This window comes from Nocardia sp. NPDC051911, from assembly GCF_040681035.1.
GTDB lineage: Bacteria > Actinomycetota > Actinomycetes > Mycobacteriales > Mycobacteriaceae > Nocardia > Nocardia sichangensis.
In genome coordinates this window covers 80,770-104,872 of sequence record NZ_JBFAXY010000002.1, presented here as the reverse complement: position 1 = coordinate 104,872, position 24,103 = coordinate 80,770, and the positions used below count along the sequence as shown (strand labels likewise).

Here is a 24,103-nt window from a genome sequence, read left to right as displayed (position 1 = left end):
CGGTCACAATTTGCCGGGATGCGCACCGGGTGTGACCTGGCGGACAAAGCCGAACATCGGTCGTTCCCGCCCTGAGTGCGCCGGTACAGTTTGGGGCGGAAAGAAAGGCAAATGGTCAGCAACATCGCAGGTGGGCGACCCCCACGGCCGGGCGTGGAGCCGGGCGCCCAACTCGGTGCGCTCGAAGTCTACGCCGCGCAGGCGCACGGATATCTCGGCGCGGGTGGCGATCAACTTGCCCGCCTCGCCGGTCTGCTGCGTCCCGCCGTGCTGGAGTCCTGGCTGCGCAGCTTGCGCGGCGGGGTCGATCCGATGGACGCGGTCGACGGCCGCGGTCTGCGCGGCGCCGATCTGCAGCGCTATCTCCAGGCACATCCGATCGCCGCGCTGATGCCGCTGATCGACAAATTGCTCGTACAGGACACGGCCAGAACAGGTTTGATCGTCGTGGTGGCCGATCAGTTCGGCCGGGTGCTCTCGGTGCACGGTGGTGACGAACAGGTCGCGGCCGCCGCGGAGATCGGCCTGCGCGCCGGTGACGACCTGAGCGAGCGCCGCATCGGGACGAACGCGGTCGGCCTGGTGGTGCGTACCGGGCGCGCCGCGTGGATCCACGGCCCGGAGCACTTCCTGCACCGGATGCACCAGATCACCGGAGCCGCGGCCCCGGTGCACGATCCGGACGGCAGGCTGGTGGGAGTGCTGATGATCGCGGGCGGCGTCCGGGTGGCCAAGCCGGAGATTCTCGCCCTGATCAAAGCCACCGCCACGGCCGCGGAGATGGACCTGCTGCTCACCGCGATACGGTCCGGCGAGCGTCGGAACGACGGTCGCGGCAGGCGTGACCCGGCGCAGCCGCACCCGGCGGGCAGGCTCGCGCTCGACGTGCTCGGCCTCGGTCAGCCGCAACTGAGCGTCGCGGATGATCGAGTGCCCCTGTCGCAGCGGCATGCCGAGATCCTGCTGCTGCTGGCCGAACATCCGGAGGGACTCGGCGCCGATCATCTCGCGCTGTTGCTCGATGACACCGATCTGGACAACGGCACCATCCGCGCGGCCGTGTCCCGCTTGCGTTCGGTGGTCGGTCCGACCGTGTTCGGTTCGCGGCCTTACCGTTTGCGCGTTCCGGTCGCAACCGATGTGGAGGCTTTGCGCGCGGCGCTCGACTCCGGTGATGTCGATTCCGCATTACGGCTCTATGCCGGGCCGGTGCTGCCGCGTTCGACCGCGCCGGGCATCATCGATATTCGCGACGAACTGCGGGTTCGATTGCGCACAGCGGTGCTGGCTTCGGGCGACCCGGCGGTGCTGCGCCGGTGGACCGCGTGTCCGGAGGGGCGCGACGACGCCGCGGCGTGGGCGGCCTACCGGGCCACGGTCGATCGTGACTCGCCGCTGTACGCGCAGATCGAGGCCAAGATCCGGGTACTGGATCGCCGCCTCGGCGCCGATGCAACGCGAATGCAACGTTTCGGCTCATAGTCTGCACAGCCATCGGCGTCGCCGCGGTCGATGTGATCGCGCAATACGCTTTGCCCTGGACTTCCGGCCCTGGTAGCCGCGTTGGACAAGCGTCCAGAAGTTTTTAGTGCAAATTGTTCCCTTTTATTAACGAAGCGCCTAATGTTCGCAATGCACGGATCACGACCGTGTGACGTAGCTGACATAGCCGTGGCGCCCGCTCCACGGCGATGACGTTGGAGGATTGGCGGCTTTCCGCGCGAGCGTGCCCGAGCACCGCTCGCGCTCTCATCGAATCGCACGTGGTGGTCGACGCCATGCGCCCGGGCTGGGCAGCCGGGTGCAGCGGCTTGTTCGTGCTGCTCGAAAGCGTTCGGACAGCCGTTGTTCCGCCGAGTAGGAGGCTCTGGTGCACGATACGGAGTTGGGTGGGGCCAGCGCGTTGCCGCCGCGTTCCGTCGAGCCGGAGTCGTCCCGGATCGCACCCGAACCGTTCGCTCTGGCGCCCGCGCAGCTCGGCGTCTGGTACGCGCAGCTGCTCGACCCGGACGCGCCGATCAACGTCGCGCAGTACGTGGACGTGCACGGCGAGTTGGATGCCGTTCTGCTGCAAGAGGTCTCGGTGGAGGCGGCGCGCGAGTACGAGTCGGTGCTGGTGCGGCTGGGGGAATCCGGCGGCGTCCCGCACCAGTACGTCGACTTCGGCCTCTCGGTCGACATTCCGCTGATCGACCTGCGCGACCAGACCGACCCGGTGGCCGCGGCGCACGCCTGGATGCGCGCGGACGCGAGCGCGCCGGTCGACCTGCGCACCGACCGGCTGTTCGCGGGCGCCCTATTGCGCGTCGCCGAGCGACGGTACTTCTGGTACCTGCGGGCTCATCACATCGTGCTGGACGGCTACGGCGCGCTCACCAACACCATGCGGGTGGCCGAGCGGTACACCGCGCGGATGCTCGGCACCGAACCCGAGGCCGTGCGGCCGGGGACGCTCGCCTCGTTGACGCAGGCCGAACTCGCCTACCGGAGCAGCCCCCGGTTCGAGTCCGATCGCGCGCACTGGGCCGGGCGGGTGGCCGGGCTGGACGGCGCGACCAGCCTCGCCGGTCGCTCCGCACCCCGTGGCGCGACCAACCTGATCGCCGGGAGAGCGCTCACGCCGGAACTCGTCGAACGGATGAACGCGCTTGCCGCGAGCCAGGATTCGACGCTCGCCGTGGTGCTGCTCGCGGCGTTCGCCGCCTACCTGGCACGACTGACCGACCGGGACGAGGCGGTGCTGAGCCTGCCGGTGACCGCGCGCACCACCGCGCCGCTGCGGCGCTCGGCCGGCATGCTGTCGAACATCGTGCCGCTGCGGTTGCCGGTCGACGGCAGCTGGGGCGCGTTGCTGCGCGCCACCCGCGTCGAGGTCGCGGGGGCGCTGCGCCACCAGCGCTACCGTCACGAGGACATCCAGCGCGACACCGAGCGCGCCGCCGGTCCGGCGCGCCGCGGGCTGTTCGGTCCGCTGGCCAACATCATGCTGTTCCGCAGCGATCTCACCCTCGGCGCCACCGTGGGGCGGTACCACGTGTTGTCCACCGGTCCGGTCGAGGACCTGAGTCTCAACGTCTACTACGGCGACCGGGACCGGGTGCACGTCGACTTCGAGGCCAATCCGCACCTGTACACCGCCGACGACGTCGCCAGGCAGCACGCCCGGTTCCTCCGCTATCTGGAGCGCCTGGTCGCCACCGAGCCGGACACCGCGCTCGCCGCCGTGGACGTCGCGACCGAGCTGGAACTCGAGGTCAGCACCCGGATCTGGAACGAGACGGGTTTCGACGTGGAAGCGCAGCTGCCGGGTCGCTCCGCGGCCTTCGCTCCCGTGGCGACGCTGGTGTCGATGTTCGAGGCGCAGGCGGCCCGCACGCCGAGCGCGGTGGCGCTGCGGGCCGCCGGTGCGCCGGACCTGACCTACCGGGACCTCGCCGCGCGCGCCAATCGGCTCGCCCGCACGCTGATCGCGCTCGGCGTCGGGCCCGAAACGCTGGTGGCGCTGCGCCTGCCGCGCTCGCCGGAGCTGGTCGTCGCGATGTACGCGGTGCTCGCCGCGGGCGGCGCCTATCTGCCGCTGGATCCGGATCACCCGCCCGAGCGCACCGCGCACATCCTGGCCACGGCCCGTCCGGCCTGCGTGCTGATCGTCGGGGACGAGCGGCCGCCGGAGCTGTCCGGTCTGCCGGTGGTGCGGGTGGACCGAGCCGACGAGACGGTCGGGGCGGGGCCGATCTGGGACCGGGAACGAGTCGCGGCCTTGCGACCGGAGCATCCGGCGTATGTGATCTTCACCTCCGGATCGACCGGTCTGCCCAAGGGCGTCGCCATCACCCACCGCGCGATCGTCAACCGGTTGGTGTGGATGCAGCAGACCTACCGACTATCGGCGCAAGACGTTGTGCTGCAGAAGACTCCGGCCACGTTCGACGTGTCGGTGTGGGAATTCTTCTGGCCGCTGCAGATCGGCGCGACGCTGGTGCTCGCCCAGCCGGACGGGCACCGCGATCCCGCTTATCTGCGTCGGGTCATCGACGAATACGGAGTCACCACAGCACATTTCGTGCCTTCGATGCTTGCGGCGTTCCTCGCCGATCAGCATGTCGCGTTCCGCACGCCGCTGCGCACGGTGTTCGCCTCCGGGGAGGCGCTGCCCGCCGCGCTCGCTCAGCGGCTGCGCGCCATGACCGGCGTTCGCCTGCACAATCTGTATGGTCCGACGGAAGCAGCGGTCGACGTCACCTTTCACGAAGTCGCCGACACCGATACCCTCTCGGTGCCGATCGGCGCGCCGGTGTTCAACACCAGGCTTCATGTTCTCGACTCGCGGCTTCGGCCGGTGCCGGTCGGGGCGCCGGGTGAGCTGTATCTGTCGGGGGTACAGCTCGCCCGGGGCTATGTGGCTCGACCGGAACTGACCGCGGCGCGGTTCGTAGCCGATCCGTTCGGCGGGCCCGCACAGGCGGGGAACCGGATGTATCGCACCGGTGACCTGGTGCGATGGACCACGCACGGCGAGCTGGAGTATCTCGGCCGTACGGACTTCCAGGTGAAGCTGCGCGGTCTGCGCATCGAACTCGGCGAGATCGAGGCCGTGCTCGCCGGGGTGGACGAGGTGGCCCGCGCGGTGGTCGTGGTGCGCGACGACGCGGGGATCGGCGAGCAGTTGGTGGCCTACGTCGTGGCGGCGGAGCCCGGCGCGGTGCGGCAGGAGCGGCTGCGCGCCGTGGCGGCCGAGGCGCTGCCCGGGTACATGGTGCCCGCCGCCTACGTGGTGCTCGACACATTGCCGGTGAACGCGTCCGGAAAGTTGGATCGCGCCGCTCTACCTGCCCCGAGCAGAACTTCGACGGGCTACACCGCGCCCGCCACCCCTGTGGAACTCGCGGTCGCGCGGGTGTTCGCCGAAGTGCTCGGTAACGAGCTGGTCGGTCGCGACGACGACTTCTTCGCACTCGGCGGAAACAGTTTGGTGGCCACGCAGGTCGCCGCGCGGCTGTCCGCCGACCTGAACTGCCCGCTCGGAGTCCGCGACGTGTTCGCCGCCTGCACGGTGGCCGAACTCGCCGGGCTCGTCGAGCGGGCCGGTGGATCCGGCGGCGCGTCCTTGGTCGCGCAGCTGCGGGCACGGCCACGGCCGCCGCTGGTTCCGCTCTCTCCGGCGCAGCAGCGCATCTGGTTTCTCAACCGGTTCGAGCGCGCCGGCGCGAGCTACAACATGCCCTTCGTGGTGCGGCTGCGCGGGGCGGTGGACGTCACCGCGCTGCGGCAGGCGCTCGATGACCTGGTTCTCCGGCACGAAGTGCTGCGCACGATCTTCCCCGCGCTCCTGCCCGCCGACGGCGCGGGGATCGCGGCACGGCAGGTCGTGTTGTCGGTGGCGCCGATCGCCGCCGCGCCGGAGGCGATCGGCGCCGCCGACCTCGACGAGCGGCTGAGCGCGTTCGCCGCCCGCGGCTTCGATCTGGAACGTGAGATCCCGATCCGGGCGCGGATCTTCGCGGTGGACGACGGCAGTCACGCCCTCGCGCTGGTCCTGCACCACGTCGCCGCCGACGGGCTGTCGCTGCGCGTGCTGGCCCGCGACGTGATGACCGCGTACGGGGCGCGCCGCGGCGGCAGCGCGCCCGCATGGGCCCCGCTGCCGATTCAGTACGCCGACTACAGCCTCTGGCAGCACGAGTTGCTGGGCTCCTCGGACGATTCGTTCGCGGCCGATCGGCTGTCGTTCTGGACCGACGCGCTGGCGGGCGCGCCCGACCAGCTCGACCTGCCCGCCGACCGGCCCCGCCCTGCGGTCGCCTCCGGCCGTGGCGCGGTGTTCGGTTTCGAGTTCCCCGGCGAACTGGTCGCCCGGATGAACGAATTCGCCCGCGCGCACGGCGTTTCGACCTTCATGCTGACGCACGCCGCACTGGCCGCGCTGCTGGCGCGGCTGTCCGGCGCCGACGACATCGTGATCGGCACCCCGGTCGGAGGTCGGGGCGACCGCGCGCTCGACGACCTGATCGGCATGTTCGTCAACACCCTGGCACTGCGCACCCGGTTGGACGCCGCCGAGCCCTTCACCGCCTTGCTGGCGCGGGTACGCGAGGACGACCTCGCCGCCTTCGGCCATGCCGAACTGCCGTTCGAGCGGGTGGTCGCGGCGCTGGATCCGCCGCGCTCGCAGGCGCGCCACCCGTTGTTCCAAGTGCTGCTCGCCTTCGACAACGCCGAGGCAATCGCTTTCGAACTGCCCGAACTGTCGGTCGCCACCAGTACCCTGGACACCGGAGTGACCAAGCTGGATCTCCAGCTCACGGTCACCGAGAACGCCGCCGGTGCCGGACTCGGGGAAGGTTCGGCACCGGCGGGGGTTCCCGCGGAATTCACCTACGCCACCGATCTCTTCGACGAAGCCACCATCGCGGGTTACGCGGGCAGGCTGATCGGCTTCTTGTGGGCGATCACCGCCGATCCCGCGATCGCGGTGCGCGACCTGCCTCTCCTGGACCGCGACGAGCAAGCGCGCGCACTCGCGGCGGGGCAGGCCGTCGCGGGCGCACAGGACCCGGCGGAGACGTTGCTCACCGCCTTCGAGGCACAGGCGCGGCGCACCCCCGACGCGGTCGCGGTGCTAGACGCCGAGCGGCGGCTGACCTACGCGGAGTTCGCGGGTGCGGTCAACCGGCTGGCGCGTCGGCTGATCGCCGCGGGGGTGGGGCCCGAGCGGTTGGTCGTGCTCGGCATGCCGCGTTCGGTCGATCTCGTGGTGGCCGCGTACGCGGTGCTGACCGCGGGCAGTGGGTACGTGCCGGTGGACCCGGACCAGCCGGCGGCCCGGATCGCGCAGGTGATCGCCGCGGCCCGCCCGGTGTGCGTCTTGACCCGATCCCGGGCGGAGGCGGGGGAATTCGCCGATCGATGCGCGCTCGCGGAGCTACCCGCGACACGGGTGCTCACGGCCGACGCCCCTGAGGTCGCCGAATACTCCGCCGCGCCGGTCGGCGATGCGCATCGTCTCGCCCCCTTGCGCGCTTCCGGTACCGCGTACGTCATCTTCACCTCCGGTTCGACCGGCCGTCCCAAAGGCGTGGCGGTGCAGCATGACGCGGCGGTCAATCAGGTCAGGTGGATCGCGGACGAATACCGGATCGACGCGAACGACGTCGTGCTGTTCAAGACCCCCGCCACCTTCGACGTGTCGGTGTGGGAGCTGTTCGCGCCGCTCACCCGGGGCGCGCGGATCGTGGTCGCCGACCACGACGGGCACCGCGATCCCCGGTATCTCGCCGCGACCATCGCCGCGCACCGGGTGACGATGACCTCCTTCGTTCCGTCCATGCTCACGGTGTTCGCCGACGCCGGCGCGCCGGGTGCGATCGCGTCCCTGCGCACCGTGCTGGTCGCGGGGGAGGCGATGACCGGTGAGGCCGCCGCCGCGTTCGCCGCGGTGAGCCCCGCGCAGCTGCACAACCTGTACGGGCCCACCGAATTCACCGTGCACGCCACGTACGCCCCGGTCGACCCGGCCGCGAGCGGTCCGGCGCCGATCGGGCGTCCGGTGCCGGGCAGCCGTGCCATGGTCCTGGACGAACGGTTGCGACCGGTTCCGGACGCCGTGGTCGGCGAGTTGTACTTGTCCGGCGTGCAACTGGCGCGCGGCTACCTCGGCCGGGCCGACCTGACCGCGGAGCGTTTCGTCGCCGACCCGTACGGGCCTGCGGGCAGCCGGATGTACCGGACCGGGGATCTGGTGCGCCGCCGCCGCGACGGCGCGCTGGAGTACCTGGGCCGCGGCGACTTCCAGGTGAAGCTGCGTGGGCAGCGGATCGAGCTCGGCGAGATCGAGGCCGCCTTGCTCGCCATGGACGACGTGCGGGCGGCGGCGGTGCGGATCGTCGCGCAGCCCTCCGGCGAGACGCTGGCCGCCTACGTGGTCGGCGCGATCGCCCCCGATCGGCTTGCCGCGGAGCTGGAGCAGCGGCTGCGCCCGGTGCTGCCCTCGTACATGGTGCCCACCGCGTACGTCCCGCTGACCGCGATGCCGCTGACTCCGTCGGGCAAGCTGGACCGCAAGGCGCTGCCCGACCCGGTGCCGGTCACGAAGACTTTCCGCGCGCCCTGCACGCCGGTGGAGCGGACCGTCGCCGACGTGTTCGGGCAGGTGCTGGGGATTGATCCGGTCGGCTCGGACGACGATTTCTTCGCGCTGGGCGGGAATTCGCTGGTCGCGACGCAGATCGCGGCCCGCCTGGCGGACGCGCTGGACACCGAGGTGCCGGTGCGGGCGCTGTTCGAGTTCCCGACCGTGTCGGCGCTGGCCGCGCACCTGTCCGGCGGCCGGGCGCGTAGACGGGCGCCGCTGGTCGCCGGGGCGCGCCCCACACTGATCCCGCTGTCCTACGCGCAGCAGCGCATGTGGTTCCTGAACCAGTTCGACGCGGCCTCGGTGGCGGACAATCTGGTCGCCGCCATCCGGTTGCGCGGCGCGCTCGATCAGACGGCGCTGGCGGACTCGGTGGTCGACGTGCTCGCCAGGCACGAGTCGCTGCGCACGGTCTACCCGGCGGCGGAGGGTATTCCGTATCAACTGGTGCTCCCGGTCGAGGAGGCGCGGGTCGAGCTGGTCGCGGAATCGGTCGACGAGCGGCGGCTGACGGAACGGATTCGCGAACTGGTGGCCACGCCCTTCCGGGTCGATCGCGAGCCGCCGGTGCGCCTCGCCCTGCTGCGCCTCGGCGCGGAGCAGCACGTGCTCGTCGTCGCTTTGCATCACATCAGCGCCGACGGTTGGTCGCTGGCACCGCTCACCCGGGACCTCATGCGCGCCTACGACGCTCGCCGTGCGGGTGGCGTACCCGACTGGACGCCACTGTCCGTCCACTACGCCGACTACGCGTTGTGGCAGCGGGAGGTCCTCGGCTGCGAGGACGACCCGGACGCGATGCTGGCCGAGCAGATCCGGTTCTGGCGGGGCGAATTGGCCGGTCTGCCGGACGTGATGACGCTGCCCGCCGATCGGCCGCGTCCGGCCGTCGCGTCGGGTCGCGGCGCGCGCCACGTCTTCACCATCGATGCCGCTACGCGGCGCCGGTTGCGCGAGATCGCGGACAGCGCGAACGCCTCGCTGTTCATGGTGCTGCACGCGGCGTTCGCCACGCTGCTGGCCGGATTGACCGGGCAGCAGGACATCGTGATCGGCACCCCGGTGGCCGGTCGCGGCGAGCGTGCGCTCGATGAGCTCGTCGGCATGTTCGTCAACACCGTCGTGCTGCGCGCCGATGTGCGGGCCGGGTTGACGTTCACCGGCCTGGTCGCGGCGGTGCGCGAGCGCGACCTGGCCGCCTTCGCCCACGCCGACGCGTCGTTCGAGCGTTTGGTCGAAGTGCTCGCGCCGGAGCGGTCGGCGGCCAGGCATCCGCTGTTCCAGGTGATGCTGGACTTGCAGAACACCGCGCGCACCGAACTCGAGTTGCCCGGCCTGACCGTCTCCGGGCTCGACATCGACACGGGGACGGCGAAATTCGATCTGCACCTGTCGGTGACAGAGGCGGCGGACGGTTCCGGTCTCGCCGCGGTCTTCGAATACGCGACCGATCTGTTCGATTCGGCTACCGTCGCGTCGTTCGCCCTGCGTTTGCGCCGGGTGCTCGACGCGGTGGCCGCCGACCCGAGGGTGCCCGTCGGCGCGATCGACCTGCTCAGCCCAGGGGAACGTGCCCGCATCCTGGGCACCTGGAATGCCACCGTGCACCCGGTGGATCCGGCCGCGACGCTCGTGTCGCTGTTCGAGGCGCAGGCGGCGCGGACGCCCGAGGCGCTCGCGGTGACCTTCGACGGTGCATCGCTCAGCTACGCCGAGTTCGCGAGCCGGGTGCACCGGCTGGCCAGGCTACTGGTGTCCGTCGGCGTGCGGCCGGACCAGCCGGTGGCGGTGGGCATGCGGCGGTCGGTCGATCTCGTGGTGGCCCTGTACGCGGTGCTCGCGGCCGGGGGAGTCTACGTTCCGATCGATCCGGAGCATCCGGCCGGGCGGATCGCCGACATGCTGCGAACGGTGCGGCCGGTGTGCGTGCTGAGCCGCTCCGCGGACGGGCTCGACCTGTCCGGGCGGGCCACCGGGATGTGGGCGGTGCTGGACGTCGACCTGTTCGATACCGGGGACTATTCCGGCGAACCGCTGACCGACGAGGATCGTCTCGGGACGCTCGCACCGTCGAATGCGGCGTATGTGATCTTCACGTCGGGTTCGACGGGTCGTCCGAAGGGTGTGGCGGTTTCGCATTCGGCGATCGTCAATCGCCTGGTGTGGATGCAGACCGCGTACCAGTTGACCTCGGCTGATGTGGTGTTGCAAAAGACGCCTGCGACGTTCGATGTGTCGGTGTGGGAGTTCTTCTGGCCGTTGCAGGTCGGTGCCCGCCTGGTCGTGGCGAAGCCGGACGGTCATCGCGACCCGGCCTACCTGGCCGAGATCATCAGCGCCGAGAAGGTGACGGTCACGCATTTCGTGCCGTCGATGCTGGCGGTGTTCGTGGCTGACGCGGCTGCCGCGCAGTGTGATTCGCTGCGTCTGGTGTTCGCTTCGGGTGAGGCGTTGCCGCCCAAGCCTGCGCATCGGTTGCGTGAGTTGACCGGCGCGTCCCTGCACAACTTGTACGGCCCGACGGAGGCGGCGGTCGACGTCACTTTCCACGAGGTCGTGGATGCCGATATCGAGTCGGTGCCGATTGGTGCGCCGGTGTTCAACACGCAGGTGTTCGTGTTGGATGCGCGGTTGCGTCCGGTGCCGGTGGGTGTCGCGGGTGAGCTTTATCTGGCGGGCGTTCAGCTCGCGCGGGGTTATGTCGCGCGTCCGGATCTGACCAGTGATCGGTTTGTCGCCAACCCGTATGGGGAGCCGGGTGCGCGGATGTATCGCACGGGTGACTTGGTGGCGTGGACCGAAGACGGTGAACTCGAATACTTGGGCCGCACCGACTTCCAGGTGAAACTGCGTGGTCTGCGTATCGAGCTGGGTGAGATCGAGTCGGCGCTAACGGGTCTGGAGGAAGTCGCTCAGGCGGTCGTGGTCCTGCGCGACGACACCGAGACCGGCGAGCGGCTCGTCGCCTACCTGGTCTCCGCGTCCGGCGCGGACCTCGACCCCGGTGCGCTCGAAGCGACGCTCACCCGGCGTCTCCCGGCGTATATGATCCCGTCGGCATACGTCGTGCTGCCCGAATTCCCGGTCAACGCCTCCGGCAAGCTGGACCGCCGAGCGCTACCGGCGCCCGCGATCGAGCCCGCGCGGTTCCGCGCGCCCGCGACGCCCGTGCAGAAACTCGTCGCCGCGGCGTTCGGCGAGCTGCTCGGCGTCGACCGGGTGGGCCTGGACGACGATTTCTTCGCCCTCGGCGGCAACTCGCTCACCGCCGCCAGGGTGGCGGCCCGGCTCGGCGCCGCGCTCGACACCCGGATTCCGGTGCGGGCGCTGTTCGACGCACCGACGGTCGCCGCGTTGGCGGCTCGCGCCGAAACGCATCGGGGCGACGGCGGTCGCGTCCCGCTGCGCCCCCGCCCGCGGCCGGAGCGCGTCCCGCTGTCCGCGGCCCAGCAGCGCGTCTGGTTCGTCAACCGCTTCCACGCCGACGAGCAGGCCGGGCCCGCCGCCGCGATCGACAACATCCCGGTCGCGCTGCGCCTCGCCGGTGAGCTCGACGTCGCGGCGATGACCACGGCGTTGGCCGACGTGGCGGCCCGGCACGAGATCCTGCGGACCGTCTACCCGGACGGCTCGGACGGGCCGGAACAACTGGTCCTGCCGCAGTCCGCGCCCGACCTCCTGGTCACGCGTGTGGCCGAAACCGCACTGGTGGAACAGCTTCGGGAGCTGGCGGCAGCGCCTTTCGATCTGACCACCGAAACACCGCTGCGGGCAGCGCTGTTCGCGATCGACGGTGCGCCACAAGCGGAATACGCGCTCGCCCTGGTGCTGCACCACATCGCCGCGGACGGTTTCTCGCTCGGTCCGCTGGCCGAGGATCTGATGACCGCCTACTCGGCGCGCCGGGCCGGGGCAGCGCCCGCGTGGGATCCGCTGCCGGTGCAGTACGCCGACTACACGCTCTGGCAGGCCGATCTCGCCGACGCCGGGCGGCAACTCGACTACTGGCGCGGCGCCCTGGACGGCCTGCCGGAGCAACTCGAACTGCCCACCGACCGTCCCCGTCCGGCGATCTCCTCCCATCGCGGTGCGACGTACCGCTTGCGGATCGATTCCGACCTGCACAGCGAGCTGGGCGAGCTGGCGCGCAAACGCGAGACCACGCTGTTCAGCACGGTGCACGCGGCCTTGGCGGTACTGCTGGCCCGGCTGTCGGGCGGCGCGGACATCGCGATCGGCACCCCGGTCGCCGGACGCGGTGACGCGGCGCTGGACCGGCTCGTCGGCATGTTCGTGAACACGCTGGTGCTGCGCACCGCCGTCGACTCCAGAGCCAGGTTCGAGACCGTGCTGGACGCGGTGCGCGACCAGGACCTCGACGCGCTCTCGCACGCCGACGCGCCGTTCGAGCGGCTCGTCGAGATGCTCGCTCCGACCCGCGCGCGCAACCGTCATCCGCTCTTCCAGGTGGCGCTGACCTTCCAGAACTTCGCCTTGCCCGAGCTCGAGCTGCCCGATCTACGGGTGCGCGCGCAGGAGTTCGACGCGCCGGTGGCCGAGTTCGACCTCCAGTTCACCGTGCTCGAATCGAACGACCCGGACGGGCGCGCCGACGGCATGCAGATCGAGATCCGCTATGCCACCGACCTTTTCGACGCGCCGTCGGTCGCCGTTCTCGGCAGGCGGTTCACCCAGGTGCTCGCCGCCATCGCCGCCGATCCCACGGTGGTCGTGGGCGACATCCAGTTGCTCAGCGCCGAGGAGCAGCATCGCGCTTTGTACGAGTGGCCGGTCGGCGGCCCCGACGTCGCGGACGCCACCGGCAGTGTGGCCGAGCGTTTCGCGCGGGCCGCCGCGCTGGACCCGGCCGCCGTCGCGGTGCGCGACGGGGCACGGTCGCTGGCATATGCCGAACTCGACGACTGGTCCAACCGGCTGGCGCGGCGGCTGATCGCCGCGGGCGTCGGGCCGGAAACACTGGTGGCCGTCGCGCTGCCCCGCTCGGCGGAACTGGTGGTCGCCCTGCTCGCGGTGCTCAAAGCGGGCGGCGGATACCTGCCGATCGATCCGGCCTACCCGGACGACCGGATCGAATACGTCCTGGACGATGCCCGGCCGATCTGCGCGATCGCGGGGGCCGCCACCGAGTTGCCGCGCGGCTGGTTCGGCGGACCGGTGATCGACGTCGCCGCACCGAACCTCGTCGAGTTCGGCGGCGAGCCGGTCACCGATGTGGATCGGCGCGCCCCGCTGCGCTCCGGTCACGTTGCCTACGTCATCTACACTTCCGGTTCCACCGGCAGGCCCAAAGGCGTCGTGGTGCCGCATCGCAACGTGCTGCGGCTGCTGGACAACACGCGGCGGCGCTTCGGCTTCGGCTCGGCGGACGTGTGGACCCTGTTCCACTCCTACGCCTTCGACTTCTCGGTCTGGGAAATGTGGGGACCGCTGCTGTCCGGCGCGACGGTGGTGGTGGTCGACTACTACACCTCGCGCTCGCCGCGGCAGTTCCGTGAGCTGCTGATCGCCGAGCGGGTCACCGTGCTCAACCAGACCCCGTCGGCGTTCTATCAGCTCGTCGCCGCCGATCTGGCCGAGCCGGAACCCGCCGCGTTCGCGTTGCGGGTCGTCGTCTTCGGCGGCGAGGCGCTGGAGCCGCAGCGCCTCGGTGGTTGGTTCGCCCGCTACCCGGACGCGCCGCGCCTGGTGAACATGTACGGCATCACCGAGACCACGGTGCACGTGTCCTATCGGGAGATCGACGGGCACACCGGTTCGACCGGCGTGATCGGCGCGGGGTTGCCCGGACTGACCGTCCGCCTGCTCGACGACCGGTTGCGGCCGGTCCCGGTCGGCGTGCCCGGCGAGATCTACGTCTCCGGCGGCCAATTGGCGCGCGGCTACTTGCACCGTCCCGCCCTGACCGCGGGCCGCTTCGTCGCGGACCCGTACGCGGGCGACGGAGCGCTCACCTACCGCTCCGGCGATCTGGCCCGCTGGACCGCCGACGGCGAGCTGGAGTATCTCGGGCGCGCGGACCAGCAGGTGAACCTGCGCGGCTTCCGCGTCGAGCTCGGTGAGATCGAGGCCGCGCTGCTCGAGGCGTCCGAAGCGGTCCGGGAAGTGGCCGCGGTGGTGCGCACCGATCTGGTGGACGAACCGCGCATCGTCGCGTACGCGGTCGTCGCGGACGACTCCGTCGACAGCGCCGCGCTACGACAAGCCCTGGTGTATCGCCTGCCCGAGCACATGGTGCCCGCCGCGATCGTCCCGCTGCCGCGCATCCCGTTGACGGTCAACGGGAAGCTGGACCGCGCCGCGCTGCCCGCGCCACGGTTCGAATCGACCACCTACCGGGCGCCGTCCACGCCGAGCGAACGGGTCGTGGCGGAGGTGTTCGCCGAAGTGCTGGGCGCGGAGCGCGCCGTCGGCGCCGACGACGATTTCTTCGCGCTCGGCGGCAGCTCCCTGTTGGCCGCGAAAGCGGTCAGCAGGATCGGCGCGGCGCTGGGCCGGACGGTCGGTGTGCGCGCGCTGTTCGAAGCTCCCAGGGTCGCGGACCTCGCGGCGGCGGCAAGCGCGGTGGCCATGGGAGGCGCCCTGCCCGCGCTGGTGGCGGCGCCGCGCCCGGAGCGGGTCCCGCTCTCGCCCGCGCAGCAGCGCATGTGGTTCCTCAATCGGTTCGACCGGTCCTCCACCGCCTACAACATCCCGGTGGCCCTGCGGCTGTCCGGTCGGCTGGACGTGCCCGCGTTGCGCGCCGCGCTCGGTGACGTGGTCGCCCGGCACGAGGCGCTGCGCACTCGCTATCCGGAGATCGACGGCGAACCGGTGCAACTCGTCGAACCCGCCACCGTTCCGGCGCTGCGGCCGATCGATGTCCCGGAAGACGAACTACCACAGCGGGTCAGGGAACTGGCGGAGACGACCTTCGACGTCACCGCCGAGATTCCGGTGCGGATGAGGTTGTTCCGCGTGGTCGGCACGGGCGCGCGGCCGGAGTTCGTGCTCGCCGCGGTGCTGCACCACATCGCCGCCGACGGCTCGTCCATCGCGCCGTTCGTACGGGACCTGATGGTCGCCTACACCGCGCGCCGTGGTGGCGCCGCGCCGGACTGGACACCGCTGACCGTGCAGTACGCCGATTACGCACTGTGGCAACGCGATTTGCTCGGCGCCGAGGACGACGCCGAATCGGTGGCGGCCCGCGAGATCCGTTTCTGGACCCGGACACTCGCCGGACTGCCGGATCAGCTGGCGCTGCCGACCGACCGCCCCCGCCCCGCGAGGCAGACCCTGCGCGGGGACAAGGTTCCGCTCACGATCGGCGCGCGGCTGCACGCGGATCTGGCCGCCCTCGGCCGACGGCATGGCGCGACGCTGTTCATGGTGGTGCACACCGCGTTCGCCGTGCTGCTCGCGCGGTGGTCGGGCGCAGGAGACATCGCGATCGGCACGCCGGTGGCCGGACGCGGCGCCGCCGAACTGGACGACGTCATCGGGATGTTCGTCAACACTCTCGTCCTGCGCGTCGGTGTCGACGGCGGCGAATCGTTCGCCGGACTGCTGGCCCGGGCGCGGGCCGCCGACTTGGCGGCGCTGGAACACGCGACCGTGCCGTTCGAACGTCTGGTGGAAGTGCTCAACCCGGTGCGCTCCACCGCACGCCACCCGCTGTTCCAGGTCGGCTACTCGTTCCAGAACCATGAGCGCGGACAGCTGCGGCTGCCCGAACTCGAGATTCGCGAATTCGAGTTCGACAACGGCGTAGCGCAATTCGACCTGCACCTGTTCGCGGTGGACGCCTACGACGCCGAGGGCGCGCCCGACGGCATCGAGCTGTCCCTCGGCTACGCCACCGATCTGTTCGAGCGCGCGACCGCGTTCCGGTTCACCGCCCAACTGCGCCGGGTGCTGGAAACGATCGCGGCGCGGCCGGAACTGCCGGTGGGTGACATCGAGCTGCTCGGGACCGACCGATCGCAGGTGCTCGCCGAATGGAACCGGACCCGGCGGCCGGTCCCGCGGGCCACGCTGGCGGATCTGATCGACGCGCAGACCGCGCGCAGCCCAGGCGCGGTCGCGCTGGTGGACGCGGCGACCGGCGAAGAGCTGCGCTACGCCGAGTTCGACGGGCGGGTGAACCGGTTGGCGCGCAGGCTCATCGCGTCCGGTGTCGGACCGGAGTCGACGGTCGTGCTGGCGATGCGCCGCTCGCTCGAACTGGTCGTCGCGATGTACGCCGTGGTGCGGGCGGGCGGCGCCTATGTGCCCATCGATCCGGACCATCCGGCCGAGCGGATCGCCCACATCGTGGCCACCGCGGCGCCGGTCGTGGTCCTGACCACCTCGCGCGACGGGTTCCCGTTCGAAACCGACTGCGTTGTCATGGAAATCGATCGGCTCGACGTCGCCGGGCTCGCCGCGACGCCGATCACCGACGCGGACCGGATCGGTCCGCTGCGTCCCGAGCATCCGGCGTACGTCGTCTTCACCTCCGGCTCCACGGGCGTGCCCAAGGGCGTGACGGTTCCGCACGCCGCGATCGTCAACCAACTCGCCTGGCTGGCGGACAGATTCGGCCTCGGCGCGAACGATCGGGTGCTGCTGAAGACGCCCGCGACCTTCGATCTGTCGGTGTGGGAGTTCTGGTCCGCGCTGATCACCGGCGGGTCGCTGATCGTCACCGCGCCCGGCGCCGAACGTGACCCGGACCTGCTGCGCGCGCTGCTGCGCCGCCACGGCGTCACCGTGCTGCACGCGGTGCCCGCCCTGATCGGCATGCTGCTGGCGGCCGAGCCGGGTGGCGCGCTGCCGGAAACGCTGCGCCACGTGCTGGCCATCGGCGAGGCGCTGCCGTCGGCCACGGCCGTGGACTTCCTGTGCCGCCATAGCGGCACGACCGCGCTGGACAACCTCTACGGCCCCACGGAGGCGGCGGTGTCGATCACCGCGTTCGCGCTCGACACTCAGCCGGAGCACACCGTCCCGATCGGGTCGCCCGCCTGGAACAGCCGGGTCTACGTGCTGGACGGGCGGTTGCGGCCCGCGCCGATCGGAGTGCCCGGCGAGCTGTACCTCGCGGGAGCGCAGCTGGCGCGCGGCTATCAGCGCCGTCCGGCGCTGACCGCCGACCGCTTCGTGGCCGATCCGTTCGCGGTGGAACTCGGTGCGGCGGCCGGCGAGCGGATGTACCGCACCGGCGACATCGTGCGCTGGCGTCCCGACGGCACCCTGGAATACCTCGAGCGCGCCGACTTCCAGGTGCAGATCGGCGGCTTCCGCATCGAACTCGGCGAGGTGGAGGCCGCGCTGCTGCGGCAACCCGGGGTGGCCGCGGCCGTCGCGGTGGCGAAGGCCGACGACCGCGCGGGAACACGGCTCATCACGTATGCCGCAGTGCCGGAGGCGGATCCGGTCGCGTACGCCGACCTGGCCGTGTCGCTGCGCGCCGTTGTGGCCGCGCGACTGCCCGGATACATGACGCCTGCCGCCGTCGTCGTGCTGGCGGCGCTGCCGCTCACGGCCAACGGCAAGATCGATCGTTCGGCGCTGCCCGAGCCGCCGTTCGCCGAGGCGGCCTTCCGCGCGCCGTCCGGTGCGTTGGAGCGCCTGGTCGCGGACGCGTTCGCAGAGGTCGTCGGCGTGGACGCGGTGAGCGTCGACGACGACTTCTTCGCCAGGGGCGGCAACTCCCTGATGGCCACCCGGCTCGCGGCCCGGCTCGGCGCGGCACTCGGCGGCCATGTCGCGGTGGCCGCGGTGTTCGAAGCCCCGACGCCCGCCGCACTCGCAGAACGCATCGCGGCCACCGAGCGCGGCGTGGCCCGGCCCGCTTTGGTCCGTCGCGCCGATGCCGGGCCGGTGCCGCTCGCGCCCGCGCAGCAGCGCATCTGGGTGCTCGACCGGCTCGCACCGGACTCGTCGGCCTATCACATTCCCACGGCGCTGCGGCTGCGCGGCCGGCTGGATGTGGCGGCGCTGGCGGCGGCGCTCGGCGATGTGCTCGACCGGCACGAGACGCTGCGCACCAGGTACCCGGACACCGAGGACGGACCGGTCCAGGAGGTGGTGCTCGCGTCGCCGGTCGATCTGACACCGATTCCGGTGGGCCGAGCGGAAATGGACAGGCGGATCGCGGAATTCGTGGCCCCCGCCTTCGATCTCGCTTCCGCGCCGCCGGTGCGTGCCGCCCTGTTCACCCCCGCCGCCGACGAACACGTCTTGGTGGTCGTGCTGCACCACATCGGTGCGGATGGATACTCGATCGCGCCGTTGACCGCCGATCTGGTGCGCGCCTACCTGGCCAGATCCACCGGACACGCGCCGGACTCGGCCCCGCCCGCGATCCGTTACCGCGACTACAGCGCCTGGCAGCACGAGCTGCTCGGCGACGGCGCGGACCCCGACAGCCTGCTGGCGCGCCAACTCGCCTTCTGGCGCACCGAATTGACCGGTGCGCCGGAACTGCTCGCCCTACCCACCGATCGACCGCGACCGGCCAGGCGAAGCATGAAGGGGGCAAGCGTTACCCGGGAGATCGACGCCGAGCGCACCGTACGCCTGGAGCGACTGGCCCGCGAACACGGCGGCACACTGTTCACCCTGGTGCACAGCGCGCTCGCGGTGCTGCTGGCGAAACTGTCCGGCGCGGCGGACGTCACGGTCGGCGTGCCGGTCGCCGGGCGCGGTGTCCGCGAGCTGGATGAGCTGGTCGGCATGTTCGTCAACACCGTGGCGTTGCGCACCGAGGTCGATCCCCGTGCGAGTTTCGGCGAGCTGCTGCGCCAGGTCACCCGGCGGGATCTGGCGGCGTTCTCGCACGCCGACGTCCCGTTCGATCAGGTGGTCGAGGCGCTGGGCGTCACCCGTTCCGGCTCGTACGCACCGCTGTGCCAAGTACTGCTCACCTTCCAGAACTTGCCGCGGGCGGAGGTGGAACTGCCCGGCCTCGCGGTCGAGGCGATCGACCTGACGTCGGCGGAGGCGAAGTTCGACCTCCAGGTGACCGTGCTGGAGCAGTTCGCCGCCGACGGTGCGCGCGCCGGTATGGAGCTGCGCGTCGGCTACGCGACCGACCTCTTCGACGAACCGACGGCGCACGCGTTCGGTGACCGCTTGCTGCGGGTGCTGGAGGCGGTGTCCGCGGATCCGGCGGTAGCCCTTCGCGCGATCGACATCCGTTCCGCGGCCGAACGGCTGCCCCGGCCCACCGCGTCGGCGGCGGACCTGCCCGCGCTGATCGCCCGGGCGGCCCGGGCCGTCCCCGCCGCCACCGCGTTCGAGCACGGCGATCGGTTGGTCTCCTTCGGCGAGCTCGACGCGAAGCTCGCGTCCGTCGCGAAGGCGATGGGCCCGGCGGCCAAACCCGAAGCCCTGATCCATGTCTCGCTCGCCGGGTTGGTTCCCGGCCTGCTCGCCGCACTCGGCGGCAGCGGTCTGGCGGCCTTGCTGCGGACCCTGCCCGCCACCGCCGAGGCGCTGCTCGCCGACTCGGCGGCGGCCCTCGATTCGGAAGGAAACCGCTGATGACCCACGCAGACGCCGTGCGCCGCGGCTACGGCATCGACGACCTGCCCGGTCTCATCGCGACTGTTGCCGGGCTGGACCCGCAGCGCGTGGCGTTGCGGCACGGAGAGCTTACCGTCACCTACGCGGCGCTGGCCGACGAACTCGCGGCCCTGTCCGAAGCCATGGGCGCGGGGGTGGGCGCGGAGGCGCTGGTTCCGGTGGTGGTCTCCGGTCGACTGCCCGCGCTGCTGGAATCCGGTGACGGCGCGCTCGGCGCGGTGCTGGACGCACTGCTCGTCGACGCGCTCGCGGCCGCGCCCGACCTTCCGGCGACCACCACCGCGCCCGTCGAGACATTGGTGAGCCTGTTCGAGGAGCAGGTGTGGCGGACTCCGGACGCGATCGCCGTCGAATACGCGGGAATCACCCTCACCTACGCCGAATTCGACGGCCGAGTCAACGCGCTGGCCCACCACTTGGTCGAACTCGGCGTGCGGCGGAACTCGCTGGTGGGCTTGGCCGTGCGGCGCTCGATCGACCTGCTGGTCGGCATGTACGCGATCCTGCAGGCGGGCGGCGCGTACCTGCCGATCGACCCGGACCATCCGGCCGACCGCATCGGCTACGTGCTCGCGGTCGCCGAGCCGGTGCTCGTGCTGACCACCACGCGTGACGAGCCCGACTTCGGCGGTGCGGTCGCGACGCTGCGGATCGACGAATTCGTGGGCTCGCCCACGCCGGAAGCTCCCGCGGTCGCCCGGTCGGCCGACGACCTCGCCTACGTGATCTTCACGTCCGGCTCGACCGGCAGGCCGAAGGGCGTCGCCGTGTCGCACCGCGCGATCGTGGCGAATCTGCGGTGGCGGCAACGGATGTACCGGCTGTGTGCCGACGACGTGGTGTTGCAGAAGACGCCGTTCACCTTCGACGTGTCGGTGTGGGAGTTCTTCTGGCCGTTGCAGGTCGGCGCCCGGCTGGTCGTCGCGGAGCCGTACGGTCATCGGGACCCGGCGTACTTGGCGCGTGCGATCGCCGAAAACGGGGTCACGGTGGCGCATTTCGTGCCGTCCATGCTCGCGGTCTTCGTCGCCGAGTCGGTCGCGGTGGACTCGCTGCGGCTGGTCTTCGCCTCGGGTGAGGCGCTTGCGGCCGCCACCGCCGCGTCCTTCCGCGACGTCTGCGGGGCGACGCTGCACAACCTGTACGGGCCCACCGAGGCGGCGGTCGACGTGACCGCGCACGAGGTAACCGGCGCGGACGTGGCGGGCGTGCCGATCGGCGTCGCCGCCGACGACACCGAGTTGCTGGTGCTCGACGACAGCCTGCGTCCGGTGGCGCGCGGCGTCGTCGGCGAGCTGTACCTGGCAGGCGTGCAATTGGCCCGCGGTTATGTCGCCCGGCCAGGCCTGACCGCCGAGCGATTCGTGGCGAACCCCGAGGGACCGGCCGGGGAGCGGATGTACCGCACCGGCGACCTGGTGCGCTGGGCGCCCGGGGTGGAGGGCGGGCCGGAGGAGCTGGAGTATCTGGGCCGCACGGACTTCCAGGTGAAGTTGCGCGGCCTGCGGATCGAACTGGGCGAAATCGAGGCGGCGCTGCTGCGCCACCCGCGCGTCACCCAGGCCGCGGTGGTGCTGCACCGGCACGCGAGCGGCGATCATCTGGTCGGCTACGTGGTCGGCGACGCTGTCGAGACCGCCGAGGTACTGGACTCCGTCCGCCGCGAGCTGCCCGAGTACATGGTGCCGACGCTGCTCGTCGCGCTGGCGGCGATGCCGTTGAACGCCAACGGCAAGCTGGACCGCAGAGCGCTTCCTGAGCCGAAATTCGATTCCGGGACGACGGCTTATCGGGCGCCGGAGACCGAGGCGGAGACGGCGGTCGCCGCGATTTTCGCCGAACTGCTGGACGTGCCGCGCGTGGGCGCGGACGACGACTTCTTCGCGCTGGGCGGCAATTCGCTGCTCGCCACCCGAGCCATCGCCCGGATCGCCGCGGCCATCGGCGCGACCGTGGACGTGCGCGATTTCTTCGCTCGTCCCACCGCGGCCGCGGTGGTCGCGTCGGCGCGCCCGGCCGCGGCGCGTCCGCCGCTGGTGGCCGGTCCGCGCCCGGAGCATGTTCCGCTCTCGCCCGCGCAGCGACGCATGTGGTTCCTCAACCGATTCGGCGCCGACACCGATCAGGCCCGCGAGCTGGGCGCCGCCGCCGTGGACAACATCCCGGTGGCGCTGCGCCTGCGCGGCCCGCTGGACGTCGCCGCGCTGTCGGCGGCGGTCACCGATCTGGTGGCCAGGCACGAAGTGCTGCGCACCGTGTATCCGCAGACCGCCGACGGGCCTGCGCAATCGGTGCGACGCGTACACGCGGTGTTCGACCTGACGCCCGCCGAAGTGCCGCGGGAGCGGTTGGCCGCGGCGATCCGCCGGGCGGCGAGCCAGGGCTTCGACGTGGCGGAGGAGATCCCGGTGCGGGTGCGCCTGCTGCGCTGCGAACCCGAGGACCACACGCTCGTGCTCGTCGTCCACCACATCGCGGCCGACGGCGTCTCGCTCGTGCCCCTGATGCGCGACCTGGCCACGGCCTATGCCGCGCGGCGCGACGGTCGCGGGCCGGGGTGGACTCCGCTGGCCGTGCAGTACGCGGACTACGCGCTGTGGCAGCAACGGGTCCTCGGTGCGGAGACCGACGCGGATTCCGTGGCGGCGCGCCAGCTCGCCTTCTGGCGCGCCGAGTTGGCCGAGCTGCCAGCGCAATTGGATCTGCCCGCCGATCGGCCGCGTCCGGCCGCGCCCTCGTACCAGGGCGCCACCTACGAGTTCGCCGTCGACGCCGCGCTGCGCTCCGCCGTCGAGGCGATCGCCGCGCGCGTTCGCGCGACGCCGTTCATGGTGCTGCACGCGGCGCTGGCCGCCCTGCTGGCCCGGTTGTCCGGCACCCAGGACATCGCTATCGGCACACCGGTCGCGGGCCGGGGCGAGGCCGTACTCGACGACGTGGTCGGCATGTTCGTCAACACCCTCGTGCTGCGCACCGAAGTGGACGCCGCGAGCGGTTTCGCCGACTTGGTGGCGCACGCCGCCGACCGCGACCTGCGCGCCTTCGCGCACGCCGACATCCCGTTCGAGCAGTTGGTGGAGGCGCTGAACCCGCCGCGTTCGGCCGCCAGGCATCCGCTGTTCCAGGTCGCGCTGTTCATGCAGAACATCGGGCCGATCGCGCTGACCATGCCCGGTCTCGACACCGAGCAGGTCGACTTCGACTCCGGTTTCGCGAAGTTCGACCTCCAGCTCACGGTGTCCGAAGCCGCCGACAGCTACCGCGCCGAATTCACCTACGCCACCGACCTGTTCGACGCCGCGACGGTGCGGGAGTTCGCCGCGAAGTTCGTCCGGCTGTTGCGCGCGGCGGTGGACGACCCGGACGCACCGGTCGGGGATCTCCCGCTGCTCGACGCGGGCGAGCTGGACTATGTCACCGCGAGCTGGAACGCCAGCGGGCACCGAGTGCCCGATCGGTTCCTGCACGAGGGTTTCGACGCGCAGGTGCGCCGTACCCCGGATGCCGTCGCGGTGGTCACCGACGGCGAGCGGCTGACCTACGCCGAGCTGTCCGACCGCGCCGACCGGCTGGCGAGGATGCTGATCGGGCTCGGCGTCGGTCCGGAAGCGCTGGTCGTGCTGGCCCTGCCGCGCTCGGTGGAACTGGTCGTCGCCATGTACGCGGTGGCGCGGGCGGGCGGCGCGTACGTCCCGGTGGACCCAGGACATCCCGCCGAACGCATCGGCCACATCCTCGACACCGCGCGACCGCATGCCGTCCTGACCACGAGCGATAGCGGTTTCGACGCCGCCGCGCAGGTTTCCGTTCCGGTGTATCACCTGGATGAACTCGATCTCTCCGCCTACCCCTCCGGCAAGATCGGCGACCGCGAACGCCACGGCGCGCTGCACCCGCAGCATCCCGCCTACGTGATCTTCACTTCCGGGTCCACCGGAAAGCCGAAGGGCGTGGCGGTCAGTCATCAGGCCATCGCCAACCAGCTGGCCTGGATGCACGCGGAGTACCGTCCGCGCACCGGCGATGTCTACCTGCAGAAGACCGCGAGCACCTTCGACGTCTCGCTATGGGGCTACTTCCTACCGCTACGAGCGGGCGCGACCATGCTGCTGGCCGCACCGGACGGACATCGCGATCCGCGCTATCTCGCCGAGACCGTCGCACGCCATGGCGTCACGCTCACCGACTTCGTGCCATCGATGCTCGCGGTGTTCGCCGCGCACGCCGCGCCGGGCGAACTCGACTCGCTGCGCGACGTGTTCATCATCGGCGAGGCGCTGCCGCCGGAGACCGTCGCCGCCTTCAGGCAGGTGTGCGACGCGGGCCTGCACAACCTCTACGGCCCCACCGAGGCGGCGGTGTCCATCACCAACCGCGAGGTCACCGAGGTGAACTCGCCGC

Annotated in this window: 3 protein-coding genes (1 of these 3 cut by a window edge); all 3 read left to right on the top strand. The window is 71.3% G+C overall.

The window, feature by feature from the left end:
* The first annotated feature begins 111 nt into the window (after positions 1-111).
* Positions 112-1,482, top strand: a complete 1,371-nt coding sequence (locus AB0L97_RS03430) for a GAF domain-containing protein (protein WP_356963738.1) — start codon at positions 112-114, stop codon at positions 1,480-1,482.
* 388 nt (positions 1,483-1,870) lie between these two features.
* Positions 1,871-19,660, top strand: coding sequence for a non-ribosomal peptide synthase/polyketide synthase (locus AB0L97_RS03425; RefSeq protein ID WP_364424922.1), 17,790 nt, complete (start codon positions 1,871-1,873; stop codon positions 19,658-19,660).
* Positions 19,660-24,103, top strand: the start of a protein-coding gene (locus AB0L97_RS03420) for a non-ribosomal peptide synthase/polyketide synthase (RefSeq protein ID WP_364424920.1). The gene runs 21,005 nt beyond the window's last position; the window shows 4,444 of its 25,449 coding nt (coding positions 1-4,444); it begins with the start codon at positions 19,660-19,662; the stop codon falls past the right edge of the window. Before AB0L97_RS03425 ends, AB0L97_RS03420 begins: the two co-directional genes overlap by 1 nt.

Excerpts from the sequence above, each read along its gene's own strand:
- AB0L97_RS03430 (WP_356963738.1), top strand. The coding sequence starts at position 112 with ATGGTCAGCAACATCGCAGGTGGGCGACCCCCACGGCCGGGCGTGGAG.